Below are 19,387 nucleotides of genomic sequence, written 5' to 3'. Positions count from 1 at the left end.
ATTATCAATCATTTATATATTTTTTACCCCTAAGGAATCCATCATGAGCCAATTACACCCAAATCTAGATATCGATCAAGCCAACCAAGAATTAAAAGGTAAATCACCAGAAGAAATCGTCGCATGGGCGCTTAGCCAAGCAAAAAACCCCATTATCACCACCAATTTCCGCCCGTATGAGTCCGCGATTTTGCATTTGGTTGCTAAACAGCGCCCTGATATCACGGTATTGTGGGTAGATTCTGGCTACAATACTGATGCGACCTATCAATTTGCCAATAAAGTCATCCGTGATTTGAATTTAAACGTCATCACTTATATTCCTAAGCAAACGGCTGCCTATCGTGACGCAACCATGAACGGTATCCCAGGCATTGATAATCCGCAGCATGATGAATTCACGGACCAAGTAAAACTTGAGCCATTCCGCCGTGCGCTAGATGAGCTGAAACCTGATGTCTGGTTTAACGCCATTCGTAAAGATCAAACGGAATTTCGCCAAGGTCTTGATGTGCTGAGTTTATCAAAAGACGGCGTGTTAAAAGTTGCACCATTATTTGAAAAAACAGACGCGGATTTAGACGTCTATCTTGAAGAGCATAACTTGCCTAACGAGTTTGATTACTTTGATCCAACCAAAGTTGAAGAAAGCCGTGAATGTGGTTTGCATACGCAGCTTTAAGCTTTATTCTTAACCTGTGAAATTAAAAAGCCCTCTTATCATTTAAGAGGGCTTTTTACACTTAGATAGCTTAAGATTATAGCTTTTTAGAACGTTATTTACGACCGAGAATCCAACCACCATCCATAAAGACGTTCGAGCCATGCATATAGTTTGAGTCATCAGACGCCAAAAATACCGCGAGCGCTGCAATCTCTTCGGGCTTGCCAGCGCGCTGGGCTGGGATACGATTTAAGCGCTCATCATCAATACCATCGGTCATAGGCGTTTCGATAAAGCCCGGCGATAGAATATTTACTTTGATCCCTTGACTGCCAAAATCAAATGCCAATTGTTTGGTAAATCCTAACACCGCATGCTTGGAAGTCACATAAGCGGAACCGCCGGGGCCTGCCATTTGCGTGGCTTGTGAGCCAACATTGATGATAACTCCACGTCCTTGCTTGATAAAGTGCGGAATCACCGCTTTTGAGGCGAGGTATGGCGCTTTGACATTAATTGCCATCAATTTATCGTATAAGTCTTTATCAACCACCGCTTGAATCTCTGCTTTTTTGGTCACATCGCCATGCACAAAGAGAGCGTCTTGACCTTTATCGGTTATGTCTTTGACAATACGTTTGCCGTCTTCTTCATCGCGACCCGTGACGACGACCTTTGCCCCTTCATCGGCATACGCTTTTGCAGTCGCTTCGCCTAGTCCTGAGGTACCGCCAAATATAATAGCCACCCTGTCTTGTAATTTCATCATGTTCATCCTTGTTTTTTATATTGTAAATAAAACTTTTTTCTATCTGATCACATCTAGGTTGGATTAACATAGTCATCGAACTGTGAATGTTAGGCTATGTTAGACATTTTTAATCAGCTAATAACTGGCACATATCTAGCCTTTTAGTTGCATAAATAACGTTTTCTTAACGTTTTATCGGCTAACATTAAGGTATTCTATGGCTTCAAAGCTGGCGCAACCTCACATTAAACGTTAAGCCACTCTTTTAACGCTAAACTATGGACGAAGCTGCCCATCGCTGCGGCTACTTGTGCGCCTTTTTATCATCAAGCTCGATCATGGCTTTGCCACACTCATCAATACGGACATTTGATATGCCTTTAATAAAAAAAATCGATTCATTCTATGAAAAACTGCATGATAAATTGCCAGCTGTCGGCAAGGCTGCCTCTTTTTTGACGGGTACTGGCGTCCTCACCGCCAATAGTGCGTTGGTTGGTCTACCGGTCTGGACTATGGGCGCGGCGAAAGTATTGACTGGGTCAAAACTGACTGATGATGCCTTAATTGCAATTACTAAGTATTGGATTAATACTAATAATGCCGTTATCGACCACGCCCTACCTCATAAAGACTGGCACATCAACCTGCCCGATGGTCTAAGCGAAGATAAGCAGTATCTCTTGGTCAGTAACCATCAGTCGTGGGTCGATACCAGTATCGTGCAATATATCAGCCAAGACACCCTGCCTCTAACAAGGTTTTTCACCAAGTTTAATTTGATTTATATTCCCGTTATCGGTCAAGCCTTTTACTTTTTAGACTTCCCAATGATGCGTCGTCACTCTAAAGAAGCGATTGCCAAAAATCCTGCCCTCAAAGGTAAGGATATCGAAGAAGCAAAGCGCGCCTGTCGTCAATTAAAAAACAAACCTTTCGCGTTATTAAACTATTTAGAAGGCACGCGCTTTACTAAAGAAAAACATGATAAGCAAGGCTCACCTTATGAGCATTTATTAAAACCACGCGCTGGCGGGTTGTCATTGGCGCTTAATGCGTTAGGCAATGAATTGGATTCGATTTTAGACGTGACTATCGTCTATCCCGACGGTGCGCCTGACTATGATGATTTATGGAAAGGTAATATTCGTCGCTTGGGCGTCGATGTGACGCGCTTAACCATACCGGACGAGTTATTTGCGGCCATTATGGATGGCGGCTATGACCGTGATGAAGCCACTAAAGAAATGATGTTTGATTGGCTCGAGGACATTTGGCAACAAAAAGATGCCCGCATTACTAAGATGCTAAGTGAGTTTGAGTAGACTTTGGCAGTACGTTAAACACTATCCATGTAAATATAAGACTTAGAATCCACATCAGCCACAAGCTTAAAAGTGAGCTTGTGGTTTTTTTCTGCCACGTTTCTACGTTTTTATTCCCCAGCTATTCCACATCTTAGCAAAAAACCATCAGCAACATGACAAAAACGAATATGTTAATGCCAATTCACTGCATGAGACGTAGCGCGTGATACCGCATAATGATGACATATTTTATATTGACTGAATCATTGGTGATGCTATGAACACCTTTCCGCTATTTTTTAAATTAGAAGACCGCAAAGTACTGATCGTTGGTGGCGGTGATGTCGCGCTACGTAAAGCTGACTTACTCAGGCGCGCTGGTGCTGCGATCACGATTCTTGCACCAACTATCAGTGCTGAAATACAAGCTTTGCTCAGCCATACTAAGGACAAAGCCAAGCACGAACTGATTTATGAAAACTACAATAAAGCTTATATGACTGGCGCACGCGTCATTATCGCCGCAACGGATGATGAAGCGCTCAATCATCAAATTCATGCTGATGCCAGCGAGCTGAATATTCCCGTCAACGTCGTTGATACGCCGCATTTATGCGACTTTATTTTCCCAGCCATCGTCGATCGTAATCCAATTGTGATTGGCATTTCATCCAATGGCAAAGCGCCGGTGCTGGCACGTTTACTGCGCGCACGTCTAGAGACGTTAATCCCGCAAGGTTATGGCAAATTGGCCAAGCTGGCTGGTGACTTTCGGGATGAGGTAAAAACCAAAATCCCAACGCTGACAGGACGTCGTCAGTTCTGGGAGCGCACTTTTGAAGGTGAAGTCAGTCAGCTGATGTTTGCTGGCAATGAAGATGCAGCAGCGGCGCGACTGCAAGCGGATTTAGATAACACTGCACCTGCTATCAATGAAAAAAGTACAGCAGGTAATACATCTACAGAATCTCACACCGTAAAAAATCCAATGGGTGAAGTTTATATCGTCGGTGCAGGCCCCGGTGATCCAGAGCTGCTGACCTTTAAAGCCCTACGTCTTATGCAGCAAGCCGATATCGTCTATTATGATGCGTTAGTATCACCGCAAGTATTGGATTTATGCCGCCGCGATGCTGACAAAGTATTTGTCGGTAAAAAACGTAGCAACCATGCCGTCGCTCAGCTTGGCATCAATGAGCTATTAATCAATAGCGCAAAAGATGGTCGCCGTGTGGTGCGTTTAAAAGGCGGCGATCCTTTCATCTTTGGACGCGGCGGTGAAGAGATTGAAAGCTTGCGTGCGCATGGCGTCCCTTATCAGGTCGTACCCGGTATTACCGCTGCCAATGCCGCTGCCAGTTATGCTGGTATTCCGCTCACACACCGCGATCACTCGCAGTCGGTACGTTTTGTCACGGGGTTTTTGAAGGCTGGCACGCCAAACAGTAACTTTAAAAGCTTTTTAAATACCGACGAAACTGTGGTGTTTTATATGGGGCTGCATTCACTGGCACGTTTGACGACAGGTTTAATTGATGCTGGACGTAGTAGCGATACCCCAATCGCCATTGTCTCTAATGCCAGTATGCCCAATCAGCAAGTATTGACTGGTACGCTTGCCAATATTGTTGAATTGCAAGAAAAAAATCAGCTACCCACGCCTGCTCTGCTGATTATGGGAGATGTGGTCGCCCTACATCATGACTTGGCTTGGTATCATGTAGACAATGAGCAAAACAACCAAAATGCTGCTGATACCGATGATAATTGGTTGCGCGGTGGCAAGACAGCGGCGGCAAAAGCCCCTACTAGCCAGCAAGCACATGCGCTATCAATGGTCACTAATTTGGCGACCGCTGATGATGTGGAGCAACTAGTAATTGGTTAAGTGCGATTAAGGTCAAGCGACTATCGAGATTGTAGAGAGCATCAAAAACCTCTATGACGTTGACATAATAATAGTTTGTTAAAGGTATACCTACGAGGAACCAATTAGGTGCTTTAACTAATTCGGTACCCTAGTGAGGACTAGAATATTTGGCTGTAGGCTAATGGTATCAACGTTTTAACTGGTTGAAACAGTCACAGTGTACTTCATGGTGTACTTATCATACATATTCTAATCATGATCGGTGCGCTATACAGGAATCGATCTGGCAGATGTATGAAGCACCTCGGAATTTCCATACTCTCTTAGATTGTTGAATCTTAAACAATCCCAATGTGGCTCAGCATACGCATACGCATCAACCATACAGCGTCAAAGAAATACTTTTTGTGGTATTCATCGGCCCAATAGTGATATTGATAATATCGCAAACCTAGAGAGCACAAGAAGCTTACTACCAATACCAATATAAACCATGAAATATGCGGTGTTTTTTTAACAAAAAAACGATAAAGTATTAAAAAAGACATGGCACACAAACTAAAATACCAAGCAAAAGCACCATATCCCCATGCCACTATATGCCCGTTTGAAGTGTAGCCAACGGGATAAACATCATAGAAACTTAAAGCTATCGAACATAACAACAAGATCGCTAAAATGACTGAAAATTTGGTCGAATAGTTTGGTATGGTAAGTAACCGAATAACAAGGTAGAAGAATATATAGTTACCACAAATAGCTAATATCCCGTAGTCTCCATACATCAGACCAAAAGGTAAGTATAACGTACCCAATATTAGAGTACCCATACCTCCACCGTCTTGACCATCTCCTACCATTATACTTAGTTTGTAAGCAGGCAATAATAAACAAAGAACATAAGTTATCATCAAAAATTGAGTTACTAACTTTAGGTTTTTGTCTGATACAAGCAGAGCTGGTTTTTTATTCATCATATTTATGGCTTGTATGCTATTTTGTAAGTGGATGAGGAAAAGGGTAATTTGAGCTCTCTAAATAGCCAGTGATAGCCTTTGATTCAAGGCTTTTCAATAGAGAGTATACCCCAACGGAACCAGTAATTTCACCCTTAAAACCTATTAACAGACCACTTAAAACAGACTGGTATAATGGAACTACTAATAATAGACCGCTAGACTTTTTTAACTCTTACTCTTATGACATCACCGATACCCATTTTCTTGCATTTGATGAGCATTTTACTGACCAAAGTTCAATTTACTCATCAATGCTGAATAAGTCTTTCCGTCTTTTTCACAGTGAATCAATCACAAGTTTATAAGCACAGCAAACCACAGCAATTCTTGCTAGAATAATCGCAGTCTTCTAACCATTATTAAGTTCACTTATGCCTGCATTTGCTATTAAACCGCTTACTATTCTTCATACCTCCGACTGGCATTTGGGACGCAGACTTTATGGGCGCATGCGTTATGAGGAATTTGAAGCCTTTTTAAGTTGGCTACAAGAGACCATTAGCGCGCAAAAAGTGGACGTACTTATCGTAGCCGGTGATATCTTTGACACCATGACCCCAAGTAACAGAGCCCAAGCGCTGTATTATGAGTTTTTAGGTAAAGTATCAAAATTGTGCTGCGAGCATATAGTCATCGTCGCGGGCAACCACGACTCCCCGACTTTTTTAGATGCCCCCAGTAAAGTCTTAAAGTTTCTAAATGTCCATGTCATCGGTACTGCTTGTGACGATTTAAATGATGAGGTGTTGGTTTTAGACGCGATTGATGGCACACCGCATTGTATTATCGCCGCTGTGCCCTATCTGCGCGACCGCGATGTGCGTGGTAGCCATGCTGGCGAGTCTATGGATAGCAAAGACGCCAATGTTATCAAGGGTATTCGAGCGCATTATGATGAAGTGGCTAGCATTGCCAAAGCAAGACAGGAGCATTTAAGCGACGCTCATCAGCGCCATATTCCTATTATTGCGACGGGGCATTTATTCGCCGCAGGTAGTAAGACTACAGAAGATGATGGCGTGCGCGATCTCTACGTCGGCTCCCTCGGTCAAATCTCCGCTGACATGTTTGATGATGGCTTTGATTATGTGGCACTGGGGCATTTACATGTGCCGCAGCGCGTCGGCGGCTGTGAGCATATCCGCTATTCAGGCTCGCCTATCGCCATGGGTTTTGGCGAAGCAAAGCAGCAAAAACAAGTGTTGTTGGTAGAGTTTGGCGAAGTAGAAAAATCTTTGTCTGATGAGAGTACTATTCTTCAGCCTGCCAATACTACAAGTAAGGTTGAAAAAGTCGCGAAAAAAGCAGTCATTCAAACGCCTGAATTTATGGATGATTTATTTGGCTTTGTTGAGCAAGAAGAAAGCGCCGCAATTAACGTCAATGAAGAACCCTTTACTCAGTCAAAGGCGATGCAGCTTGATTCCACTTTTACAACGTCTGATTTAACTTCCCAACGACTGCATCATGATGAGTTACGGCAAATGCAGGTAATCTCGCTGCCGATTCCTTGTTTTCAAAAATTGGCGCAGATAACGGGTGATTTGACGACCATCGCTGCTACGATAAAATCATTAAAGTCCTCAGAGTCTATTTGGCTAGAAGTGATTTATGACGGTTATGAAATCGTCAATGAGCTGCGTGAAGAAGTGAATGCCATGATTGAGGGTTTAACTTGCGAAGTGTTAAAAATCAAAAATACGCGCACCTACAATAAAGTCCTCAATCAGCAGCAATCTTCTGTAACCTTACAAGATTTAAATGAGCTTGATGTGTTTGATAAATGCTTAGAAATCAATGGCATTGCCGATACCCAAAAAGCCTCATTACGCAGCGCCTATCAGCAGATACTCCATAATATCTACCATGATGACGTTCAAGCTGAATAAATGAGCAATGAGCGCGGCATCAAAACATAAGTTCCAAAGCCCAAGCACAACCATCCATTCAAACGACAAAGACCGACACATGCGCCTAATCGAACTGCGACTCAAAAACTTAAACTCTTTAAAGGGCGAATGGCATATCGATTTCGCTGATTCCGCGTTTATCAATGAAGGCATATTTGCCATTACTGGGCAGACTGGCGCTGGCAAGACCACGATTTTGGATGCGATTTGTCTGGCGCTATATGGTGAGACGCCGCGGATCAATAACATCAGTAAAAGTAGCAACGAGGTCATGACGCGGCAAACGGCAGAGTGTTTCGCGGAAGTGGTCATTGATTTAAATGGCACGCAATATCGCTGCCGCTGGGGGCAGCGCCGCGCTTATGGCAAGGCGGATGGTAACTTGCAAGATGCTACCCATGAGATTGCTTTGGTAACGCCCAAAACTGACGATGACAGTAATGCCGATAGCAAAGATGACAAGCTTAAAGGCGATGAAATACTAGAAAGCAAACTCTCACGCACCAAAGAAAAAATTGTTGAGCTGACACGAATGGATTTTCAGCAGTTCACGCGTTCAATCTTACTGGCGCAGGGCAGTTTTTCCGCGTTTTTAAAGGCTAAGGCCGATGAGCGCGCCGATATCTTAGAAAAAATCACGGGTACAGATATCTACGCGACGATATCGACCCATGTTTTTGAAAAAAAACGCGCGGAAGAAGAAATTTTAAATAAACTACAGTTTGGCTTGGAGGGTTTAACTTTGTTAGACGCCGATGAAGAAGCGCTAATTAATGAAACGCTGACCTCACACCAGACCGCGCAAACCAAGCAGCAACAACAGTATCAACGTCTGCAAGCGCAAATCAATTGGCTCGATACGGTGGCAGAATTAAAAAAGAACGTCGATAATCATCAAAACGAGGTTACGGTTGCCAAGCAAGCGCAGGCAGATTTCGCTCCTGACGCTAAGCGTCTTAACGCCGCCAATAAAGCCTTGGAGATTGACAGCCAATACAGTCAACTTGCCCATAATCGTAATGACGTTAAACGCTTGCAAAATGATCAGCAGGCACTAAACCATCAGTTGCCGCAGCAACAAGAGCGCTTTTCGCACGCAGTGAATGCGCTAAAAGCAGCTGACACTGATACGCAGAGCGCCTATGACGAGCTGCAAATCACGTTACCAAAAATTGCTCACGCTCGTAAGCTCGATGGCGCAATCGCCCAGAAAACGCAGGCGTTAGATGATCAGCAGCAAAGAAAACAACGCCTAGCGACCAATACGCAAGGCTTACGCCAAGAGATAGAAAATCATACCGTCCAATTCAATCAGGACAAGGCCCAGTTAGCAACGATAGAAAAATATTTGATTGACGCCGCCGCTTTGCACGATATAGATACCGATGCGGCAAATTTTGATAGTCATGGCGGCCGCCTAAAAGCGCTGCTGCAAGACAATGCCGCTTTGGCAAACGAAAAAATTGCTCATCATCAGCAATCTATCCAATATCAAACCAATCTTGATCAATGTCAGCAGCAGCAAGATGCGACCAACGCTTTGATTGCCAAGGCGCGTGAAGCGCTAGCCGCTTTGCAAAAACAGCAGGCAGCATTAACCCAAACGCAGTCATTGGCTGATATACGTGATGAGCAAGAGCAGATTGAGCACACGCACAGCCAGATAGAGCAAGTGAGCTCTAAGGCACAGCAAATTGAAGCGCTTGCTAGCCAAATCAATAAGATAAACACTGCCCTGCCGACCATTAATGATACCTTGACCAAACTGGCGGCGAGCATTACTGACAACGAAGCGCTTATGGCAGACGCTAAAGACCGACGTCAAGATAAGCAAAAGCTGCTCGATTCATGGCAACAGGTTGCCAGTTTAGAGCGTTATATTACCCAACTAAAAGAGGGCGATCCTTGCCCGCTTTGCGGTGCGCGCGAGCATCCTTATGGCGCCCATCATCCTGTATTGAACAAAGAGCCATCCGAAGTGGCTCAAACGCAGCAGCAAATAAGCGAGCTGGATACGACGATCAATGCGCTAGAACAAACCATCTCCAAGCAGCGTATTGAATATGCCACCACACAAAATCAGATTAAGCAGTTGCACGAGCAAAAAACCCCACTCTATGAGCAGATCAAAAAACTGGGCGCGGACAGCAATGACTTAATACAGCCGCTTTTGGCTAAAACCTATTCTAACGCCGTGACTGCAAGCATGACTCAGCTTGGCCAAATTGGCATAGATATAGATTTGTTGACTAAGCGAGCTGATGATTCGACCGATTCCGCCCTGATAAAAGAGAGTTTAATAAAAGATGGTTTGTTATTGCTAGAGACGATTAAAGACCAACTTAGCGAGCGCAAGCAGTCTTTAAAAGACACGCTTACACAACATGAAGCACTAAGCGATGAGCTTGCTAAAACGAATAAAACCATTGAGACGTTTGAAAAGCAGCAGTATCAGCTTGTCACTGATATTCATGAGATTAAGAGCAATAGTCAAATAAGCACGCTGGCTTTGGATGCTATCGAGAAAAAAATCTCGACGAATTTTGCCGAATTAACGCAGCTTAAAGACGCTATATTGGCGATATTAAATAAATATCTTGCGGGCAAGTATGAGCTAGATGCCGTTACCAAACCTGCTGTTTTACAGCCGCTGCTGGCGAGTATTGACCAGCAAGTTGTGTTAAATAAAGCTGACTACGAGGTTCATCTTGATACGCTGCGTCAGCAGCGTAGTAGTTTGGTGCAACTAAAGCAGCAGTTTACTGCTTATAAAAATGCCCAACAAAACCTAATCACTGCGCTTGGCAGCATGACCGTGCAAATCGAAACTAAACAAGCTCAGTTAGATAAAGAAGAGACTGAGCTTGATGATTTGCTGCAAGCAATTAATACAAAAACTAAGACACTGGCGCAATTAACGGCTGAGCGGCGCGATATTTTTGCAGACAATATTTTTGCAGGTAATGTGCCAAACACTGATAATGATAATAGCAACATGAATATCAATCCTGATGCAGAAGAAGCAAGGTTACGCACTGTCCTTGAACAGGCGCATAGCGAACAAGCAGTAGCGCAGCGGCAGTTAGATAGTGCTGAGCTCACTCTCAAACAATTACAACGACAGCAGCAGTTGCTTGCCGAGCAATTAACGACCGCTAGCACTGCTCTGACGACGCAAGAAGATATTTTTAAAACCGCGCTCGCCAGCTCTGACTTTAGCGATGAAGCAGAATTCATGCGCGCGCGCCTGCCAGCTGCCGAGCGTCATCACTTAACCGAGCAGCAGCAGCAAATCAACGATACGCTCAAGCAAGCGCAATCCCTATTGACTCAAACCTTGCAAGCACTGGCGGAGAAAAAAGCCAACCCTTTAACCACTGAAGATAGAGAGTCGCTGGCTGAGCAGCAGCAATTGGCACAAAATGAATTGCAGCGCTTGATTGAAGCAATCGGCGCCATGAGCCAACAGCTCAAAGACAATGAAGAGAAAAAAGGCAACCAGCAGGCTCAGCGCCAAGCCATTGCTCATCAAAAAGACACCTTGCAAGTCTGGCGACAGCTCAATGAACTGATAGGCTCAAGCAGTGGCAAAAAGTATCGTACCTTTGCCCAAGGTCTGACCTTTGATATCATGGTGACCCATGCCAATGCCCAGCTGCATAAAATGAGCGATCGCTATTTGCTGGCGCGTGACGACAATAGTCCGCTCGAGCTCAATGTCATTGACAACTATCAAGGTGGCGAGAGACGCAGCACTAAAAATCTCTCTGGCGGTGAAGGCTTTATTATCAGCCTAGCATTAGCGCTCGGACTGTCGCAGATGGCCAGTCATAATATTCGCGTCGATTCGTTATTTTTGGACGAAGGCTTTGGCACCCTTGATGAGGAATCACTGGATATCGCCCTCGATACCTTGACCAGCTTACAGCAAGAAGGCAAATTGATTGGCGTCATCTCGCACGTGCAGGCGCTAAAAGAGCGTATTTTGACCCAAATTCAAGTCACTAAGCTCTCAGGTGGCTTTAGTAAAATCACTGGACAAGGCTGTTATCATATTGCCAGTTAATGGCTAAAGTAATTTTAAGGTGGCACATTTATGCATACTCTATTTAAAATTATTTATATTAATGCGCGTTTGCTTATTGCTTTTATATTTACTATTACTGCTTCTACTTTAAGTTTGACGACTGCGCAGGCGACGATTAATTGCGCCGGAACTCTACCCAGTAGCTACTTTGAGCGTATTGAAAATAATACGCCGTTTGCTGGCAAGTTGATCGAACAAGCTGACGGGTCGCAGCAGCTGCAAGACCTAAGTGGTCAGATCGTCATGGATAATCTGTCCGATGCTTATATCGTAATGGACAGCTATGTGCTTGCTAAGCAGGATGGTAAATACGGCGTTATCAATGCTGCTGGCAAGATCATTGTCCCTTTTGACTATGACGCTATTCAAACCGAGCCGGATATCGCAACCAGCTTTATTGTCAGCGTCAAACCATCAGATGCGACAACCAGACAAGGTATTATTAATCGTCATGGCGACTGGATTTTTCCACTCACTGCGGCGCGTATCGAGCATGCGCACTACGATTCTGATCATGACCAAGATTATTTTAAAATGACTAGTGATCAAGGGCGTACAGGACTGCTTGATGATAAAGGCTACTGGGCAATCGTGCCAAAGTATGAGGCGATTCATCCGTTAAATGCTTGTACAGGTCAGCTTTTATATTTACAAGTAAGCTTAAACGACGAGACCGCGCTCATTGACCAAAACAATGACGTTATTATTCCTTTTGCCGCCCATCAACATATCGAAGCGTTTAATACTTCTGCTAAGCCGCCGCTATTTTTGCGTAGTACGTTAGTCGATGGTAGCACCGCTAAGGGTATGAGCGAAGATATCCAAGACGAGATTGTTAGCGCGCAGATTATCGATGCTAATGGTAAGTTAATCCTTGCATCAGACGACCCCATCAGAAAGCTGCTATACCATCAGCTTTATACTTATAAGCAAGCGGGCAAGTTTGGCATTATAAATAATAAAGGCAGTGTAATACTAAAACCACAATTTGCTAGTTATCGTGACGATGGTGAGAAAGTGTGGGTTGAGAAGAACGGCAAAATGCGCCGTTTAAATACCTTTATAACCTTAAATTAGCCTTTTTAGTTTTCTTTTTATTATTGAAAAACAAAAAATCACCGTTAACTCATAACGGTGATTTTTTTCTATAAACATATAATCTGGATTTTCTGTAATTTGCTATCCGGCTTATTTTTTAGCTTATTATTTACTTACCAGCCCACTAAGCTCACTCATCAATACCGATAACGTTGATAAACTCATAGCATTTTCATCATTGCTATCAATCTTTTGCATCTCTGTAGTGATGGACTCAAGCTGACTTTCATGACGCGATTTCCAGTCATTAAAGGTTTGTTTGGCATCAGGCTGCTTTAATAAAGTATCCATCAGCATACGCAGACTGCGCGAAACTTCGTTGACAAGGGCGTGACGCGCACGGCGATCCCAGTGGTCTTGCTGCGGTAAGGTGGCGATATTGTCCATCATCCAATCTAGCTGTAAAACGTGATAGGCCTCAAAGTATAAAGCGGCAATCTCATCGACTGGGCGTTCATACTGCTCAGCCAACAGCGCGGCATCTAGGGCATCGACATGGTACGGCAACATCGCGAACATCGCCGCATCATCCGCAGACAGCTCGTCTTCCGTTAAGCTTGTGATGTCTTCTTGCAAATACTCTGAGAATTGCTGCTCGATAAAACCGCCTGCTTTGGTCAATTTTTCCACACTGTCTTCAAAGCGCTCGATCATATCGGCAACTTGTAAATCCTGACCAAAGGCATTGATAAACCACACTACGCCATTTTCAAGCGCATCACGCAAACGTAGCTCAAGCTCAAGTAGCAAGGTCGCATCAACTTGGTTGTCTAGTGACTCAAGTTTTTCCCAAGCTTTTGATACATGGAAGACATCACGAGCAATCGCATAGCCGCGCGCGATCGTAGCAAGCGTTTGCCCCGTTTCCTCAAATAAACGAAATAAGGCTTCGATACCCAAACGGTTGACGATGCTATTGGTCAAATAAGTACTGATGATTTCACGGTGCAGGCGATGTTCTTTCATCTCATCAAAGAAGTTTGCTGCCAGCTCATCAGGGAAGTATTGACGCAGCTCATTAACGAAATACGGTGCATCAGGTAAATCTGACGCCAATAAATTATCGTACACCCACATTTTGCCGTAAGCCATCACAACTGCCAGCTCAGGATTGGTAAGACCTGTGCCCGCTTTTTGACGTTTGGCGATTTCTTCATCTGATGGCAGATACTCAATGGCGCGATCAAGACGTCCTTCGCTTTCTAGCATTTGAATAAAGCGTTGATGGTCACTTAAATTTGCCGCGGCACGTAGATGGCTAAGCTCAAGCGCCTGCGGTTGTAGATAATTTTGGCGCAGCACCAATTCAGCGACCGTATCGGTCATAGACTCTAAGAGCTCATTACGCTGCTTGAGCGTCATATCGCCTTGCTCGACCACTTTACCCAGTAAAATCTTAATATTAACTTCATGATCTGAGCAATTAACGCCGCCCGAGTTGTCGATAGCGTCGGTATAAATGCGCCCGCCCGTCTGTGCGTATTCGATACGTCCTTGCTGGGTAAAGCCTAAGTTACCGCCTTCGCCGACGACTGCCGTGCGTAGCTCACCACCGTTGACGCGTACGGCATCATTGGCGCGATCACCGACATCGGCATGACTTTCATTGGCACTTTTCACGTAAGTACCGATACCGCCATTCCAAATCAAATCAACTGGCGATTTTAGCAGCGCACTGATTAACTCGTTGGGCGCAAGGCTGTCTTCACTGATCTCAAATAATGCTTTCATCTCAGGGCTAATAACAATGGTTTTATCTTGACGTGAGAACACGCCACCACCTTGGCTGATGAGCGATTTTTCATAGTCGTCCCACGTTGAACGCGGCAGATTAAATAAACGCTCACGCTCGGTATAAGACGCGGCGGTATCTGGGTTTGGATCGATAAAGATATGTAGATGGTTAAAGGCTGCGACCAACTTGGTGTGCGTCGATCTGAGCATGCCGTTACCAAAAACGTCGCCACTCATATCACCAATACCAACAACGGTGAAATCATCACGGTTTTGAATGTCCATACCGCGCATACGGAAGTGGCGTTTGACCGATTCCCAACCACCGCGAGCGGTGATACCCATCGCTTTATGGTCATAACCGACCGAGCCGCCTGAAGCAAAGGCATCATCGAGCCAAAAGTTATACTCGCTTGATAAGGCATTGGCGATATCTGAGAAGGTAGCGGTACCTTTATCAGCAGCAACGACTAAGTACGGGTCATCTTCGTCGTGACGCACCGTATTGGCTGGCGGGACAATTTTGCCATCGACAATATTGTCGGTCACATCCAGCATACCGCGCAGGAACGCTTGATAACAGGCAATCCCTTCTGCTTGGAAGGCTTCACGGCCATCAGCCATGGTTTTGGTCTTGACGATAAAACCGCCTTTGGAGCCAACCGGGACAATGACCGCGTTTTTGACCATTTGCGCTTTGACTAGACCAAGTACTTCGGTACGGAAATCTTCCATACGGTCCGACCAGCGCAGCCCGCCGCGAGCGACTTTACCGCCGCGTAAATGCACCGCTTCAACGCGCGGTGAATAAACAAATATCTCAAACATAGGCTTAGGTTTGGGTAAGTTTGGAATATCTGCCGCCAGAAACTTAAACGATAAACGGTCTTTACGTTGACCATCTGCTTCTTTTTGATAGAAGTTGGTACGCACCATGGCATTAATCAAATCTAAATACCAACGCAGGATACGATCTTCATCTAAACTACTGACGCCAGCCAAGGTGCTGTTGATTTGCTCTCGAGTTTGACTGGTTTTGCTGGCGCGTTCCTCTTCACTATATTTAGGATTCATGCGCGCATCGAATAGCTCGCTTAAGGCAATGCTAATGGCACTATTTTTTACCACAGTTTGCTGAATATAAGCACTAGAGAACGGCGCTTTTGCTTGTATCATATAACGCGATAAGGCACGCAGTACCACCACATCATACGTGTCGAGTTTGGTGGTTAATACCAGCTCATTAAAGGAATCACTCTCAACGCGCCCTGCCCATATTTGCTTAAGGCTATCTTCAAACTGCGCGCGTACTACTTGCATATCGATGGTGTCAACATGTTCCAATACCAGCTCATACTCTTGCATCCAAATCGGCTGCTCTGGCAAATCGAACTCATAAGTTTGGGCAGAAATGACCGATACGCCAAAGTTTTCTAGTACCGGCAAGACTTTTGAGAGAATCACAGGGTTTTGGCGACCATATAGTTTTAGGTGCAGCTGATTGCTGGCGCCGCCCGTTGACTGATATAAATGCCAAATCATTGGCTGCTCGTCATTTAAACTCGCCAGACGTTTGGTATCTTCGACCGCCGTCCGCGCATCAAAGCGTTCTTGATAGGCTGCTGGAATATAGCTTAAGAAGCGGCGCATTAAGGCATTTGCTTGTTGTTCACCGACATTATCGAGCAGCATTTTTTGATAATTATCGCGCCATGATTGCATGAGAGCCGACAGCTTATCTTGTAGCGCCGCCGTATCCACGTCATTTACTTGACCGGGTATCGTACGCACATGGACGTGGACGCGGGCGTGTTCTGATTCGTTAAATTCCGTGGTAAAGCCAGATGACGTACCGCCGTAAGCGTCTTTTAAGACGTTTTGTACTTTAATACGCAGCTCGGTATTGAATTTATCACGTGGAATATAGACCAAGCAGGATACAAAGCGCTGATAATGATCGACTCGGCTAAATAAGCGCAAGCTTTTTTTATCTTGCAATTGGCTAATACCAGAGACGATAGGATATAACTCTTCAACGCTGGCTTGAAACAAATCATCGCGCGGCAGAGAGTTAATCACATGCATCATTTTATGATACGCATGACCGTCACGTGGTAAATCCGCCATCGCCATGATTTTATTGGCTTTTTCACGTAGCAACGGAATCTGTTGTACGCTTAGCTGATAGGCTTGCGCGGTAAATAGACCAATAAAGCGATATTCGCCAATCAGCTTGCCATGGTCATCAAACTTATGAATGCCTAAAAAATCCATGTATACCGGACGATGGACAGGTGACACACGGCTTGATTTAGACAACATCAATACGCGTGGCTCGGTTAATAATTTTTTTAGATTTTGAGGCAGCTCATCAAAGCTTTTTGAGAGCGTATCCTCACTACCGCCGCGCAACAGGCCAAGCCCACTATTACCAATGGCAAATAAGTCTAAATTGTCATCATCTTCTAAGCGGTACTCGCGATAGCCTAAAAAGATAAAATGCTCATCTAATACCCAATCCAAAAACGCTTGAATTTCTTGCGGCGAATAATACACTTCGGGTAGATTCTGACCAGCCAGCTCCGCTTTTATATCGGTCAGCTTGCCGCGTATCTGCTGCCAGTCATCAACGACGATATCGAGGGTATCGATTTTTGCCAGCAGCATCTGCTTTAATGCCGCCAACTCATCATTGTTTTGATAAGCGATTTCGCAATGAATCAAAGACATTTTTGACGTGTCGCTTTCATGAGCACTTTCGACATGAGTGATATCGCCATTTTCATCGCGCTCGACCCCAATAATAATATTATAGGTACGATGGACATCGATACCTTCTGCTTCCAAGCTCATTAAAATGGTATCGACCAAAAATGGTCTATCGTAAGCGACTATTTGGATAACCGTATGCGAGCTATGAAAATGCTGCTCTTCGGCGATGGGGTTTAAAATAGCAAGCTGCGGCTGACTGCCGTCATAGGCTTTAAGCAAAGTAAAATGATGCAGCGCCATACCAGCCAAATCCATATTACTGATATCTTTTGCCACTTCTTGATGCAGCGTCTGATAATAGCTATGAATAAAATGGTCAAATAGCGATTTGTCTTTTTGTACATAACTGGTGGCAATATCGCTTATCTGGCTGATCCGCTCTTTTGCGATATTTAAGTTGTGAGGCATATCCATTGTCCTTTGTTATAGGTTTGTCGTTCTCGTTTTTTCAATAACCAATCATTGGTATCTACTAGTGCCAACCTATCAAAGTGTAACCCACTGCGGTGTCTAGCAAAAGCGTACAACATCATTTCATGAATCACTAAGATGTCGATAACCTTTGATAATGAGACAGTTAAAGATAGAGTATTTAGTAATTAAGACAATAACACCCTAACCTCATCTAAAACTTGCTAGCAGGTGGATACTCATGACAATCATGGCGTTTTTTTGTTAGAATACCGCAGTATATTGCAGCTGATTTTGCTGGCTCGCTATTAACTCCCAAAAAACTAACTCACAAACAACTCACAATGAATTTTGATGCTAAGGGCAGACGTATGATGAATATTTTGGTGATTGGCTCAGGTGGTCGCGAACACGCACTCGCATGGCAGTGTGCAAAAGACGACAAGGTACAAAACATCTATGTCGCTCCCGGTAATGCTGGCACCGCCCTTGAGCCCAAATGCCAAAACGTCACCTTAGAAGATACAGCCGATGCTGACGAACACCGTGCGGTCATCGAATTTTGCCAAAATAACGCCATTGATATGGTGATTGTCGGTCCAGAAGCGCCGTTGGTAACCGGTATCGTTGATGCTTGTCGTGCAGCCGGTATCAAAGCATGGGGGCCAACCGCTTATTGTGCGCAGCTCGAAGGCTCAAAAACCTTTGCCAAAGAATTTATGGCGCAAAACAACATACCAACCGCTGCCTATCAAGGCTTTACGGACGCTACTGCTGCCAAAGCCTATATCGATGAGCAAGGCGCACCGATTGTAATTAAAGCCGACGGCCTTGCTGCGGGTAAAGGCGTTATCGTCGCCGAAACCATCGAGCAGGCGCACGAAGCAATTGACGATATGCTTGCGGACAATAAATTTGGCGATGCTGGTAGCCGTGTGGTTATCGAGCAATTCTTGCAAGGGGAAGAAGCCAGCTTTATTTGCATGGTAGATGGTAACAATATCTTGCCGATGGCAACCAGCCAAGATCATAAGCGTGCGTTTGAAGGCGATGCGGGACCAAATACTGGCGGCATGGGTGCTTACTCCCCTGCGCCAGTCGTCACCCAAGACGTTCACGATAAGGTAATGGCGCAAGTTATCCAACCTGTTGTTGATGCCATGAAAGCTGCCGGCCATCCTTATACCGGCTTTTTATATGCTGGGCTGATGATTGATGAGACGGGCGACCCGTATGTGATTGAGTTTAACTGCCGCTTTGGTGACCCAGAAACGCAGCCGATTTTGATGCGTTTACAATCATCGATGGTTGACTTGGTAGCCCAAGGCTTAAATGGTAAATTACCAAGCGCCGCCAATTGGGATGAGCGCCCTGCTCTAGGTATTGTCGTTGCTTCAAAAGGCTATCCTGAAACCTCATCCAAAGGTGATGTGATTACTGGTTTGCCAGAGTTGGATAATGAAAATCAAAAGTCAGTCAAAGTTTTTCATGCTGGCACGGCTTTCTCTAATGACGATACGCTTAGTGATGATAATGATGAGAAAGAAGTGGTGACCAATGGCGGGCGCGTATTGTGCGTGACGGCATTGGCTGATAGCATTTCTGGTGCACAGCAAGCCGCATTGGTAGTGACAGGCGCGATTAGCTTTGATGGCGCTCATTATCGCCGTGATATCGGTCACCAGGCGATTGCTCGTGAAAACATTTAATATGGTTAAGCCAATTTAAAACTTATATTGTTTTTCTTATATTGTTTTTATAGCA

General features: G+C 44.6%; 10 protein-coding genes. 7 read left to right on the top strand and 3 right to left on the bottom strand.

All coding sequences use genetic code 11. The features are described from left to right. Window positions 1-43: 43 nt before the first annotated feature. Window positions 44-682, top strand: coding sequence for a phosphoadenosine phosphosulfate reductase domain-containing protein (locus tag IQ457_RS04270; RefSeq protein ID WP_068405362.1), 639 nt, complete (start codon window positions 44-46; stop codon window positions 680-682). 94 nt (window positions 683-776) lie between these two features. Here the strand turns inward: IQ457_RS04270 and IQ457_RS04265 are convergent, their stop codons facing one another. After that, window positions 777-1,433: an SDR family NAD(P)-dependent oxidoreductase gene (locus IQ457_RS04265; protein WP_200662210.1), complete on the bottom strand. Its 657-nt coding sequence runs from the start codon at window positions 1,431-1,433 to the stop codon at window positions 777-779. Between the two features lie 356 nt (window positions 1,434-1,789). On the opposite strand from IQ457_RS04265, the gene IQ457_RS04260 reads away from it, so the two are divergent. Together IQ457_RS04260 and cysG are read left to right on the top strand one after the other, a co-directional pair. Then, window positions 1,790-2,740, top strand: a complete 951-nt coding sequence (locus IQ457_RS04260; protein WP_200662209.1) for an acyltransferase — start codon at window positions 1,790-1,792, stop codon at window positions 2,738-2,740. A 259-nt stretch (window positions 2,741-2,999) separates the two neighbouring features. Further along, a complete protein-coding gene (gene cysG, locus IQ457_RS04255; protein ID WP_200662208.1) occupies window positions 3,000-4,610 on the top strand; it encodes a siroheme synthase CysG in 1,611 nt (536 codons plus the stop codon). A 320-nt stretch (window positions 4,611-4,930) separates the two neighbouring features. On the opposite strand, the gene IQ457_RS04250 is transcribed toward cysG, so the two are convergent. Next, window positions 4,931-5,569 carry a hypothetical protein gene (locus tag IQ457_RS04250; protein ID WP_200662207.1) on the bottom strand — a complete coding sequence of 213 codons (639 nt, stop codon included), beginning with the start codon at window positions 5,567-5,569 and terminating at the stop codon, window positions 4,931-4,933. Between the two features lie 413 nt (window positions 5,570-5,982). Between IQ457_RS04250 and IQ457_RS04245 the strand changes: the two genes are divergently transcribed. The 3 genes from IQ457_RS04245 to IQ457_RS04235 all read left to right on the top strand — a co-directional run bounded on the left by IQ457_RS04245 (window position 5,983) and on the right by IQ457_RS04235 (window position 12,685). Further along, window positions 5,983-7,500 (top strand): exonuclease SbcCD subunit D C-terminal domain-containing protein, encoded by a 1,518-nt coding sequence (locus IQ457_RS04245; protein WP_200662206.1) that lies wholly within the window; start codon window positions 5,983-5,985, stop codon window positions 7,498-7,500. 79 nt (window positions 7,501-7,579) lie between these two features. Next, window positions 7,580-11,587, top strand: a complete 4,008-nt coding sequence (locus tag IQ457_RS04240; RefSeq protein WP_200662205.1) for an AAA family ATPase — start codon at window positions 7,580-7,582, stop codon at window positions 11,585-11,587. Between the two features lie 30 nt (window positions 11,588-11,617). Further along, complete coding sequence (locus IQ457_RS04235; protein WP_200662204.1) at window positions 11,618-12,685, top strand: WG repeat-containing protein; 1,068 nt, start codon at window positions 11,618-11,620, stop codon at window positions 12,683-12,685. Between the two features lie 126 nt (window positions 12,686-12,811). Here the strand turns inward: IQ457_RS04235 and IQ457_RS04230 are convergent, their stop codons facing one another. Beyond that, entirely contained in the window at window positions 12,812-17,620 is a 4,809-nt protein-coding gene (locus IQ457_RS04230) for an NAD-glutamate dehydrogenase (protein ID WP_200662203.1), read from the bottom strand. A gap of 377 nt (window positions 17,621-17,997) precedes the next feature. On the opposite strand from IQ457_RS04230, the gene purD reads away from it, so the two are divergent. Beyond that, window positions 17,998-19,332, top strand: coding sequence for a phosphoribosylamine--glycine ligase (gene purD / locus IQ457_RS04225; protein ID WP_200662280.1), 1,335 nt, complete (start codon window positions 17,998-18,000; stop codon window positions 19,330-19,332). Window positions 19,333-19,387: the final 55 nt, after the last annotated feature.

This window comes from Psychrobacter sp. M9-54-1 (assembly GCF_016613355.1).
Lineage (GTDB): Bacteria > Pseudomonadota > Gammaproteobacteria > Pseudomonadales > Moraxellaceae > Psychrobacter > Psychrobacter faecalis.
Note: the sequence above shows the minus strand (reverse complement) of the source record. Positions and strands in the feature narration are given on the sequence as shown.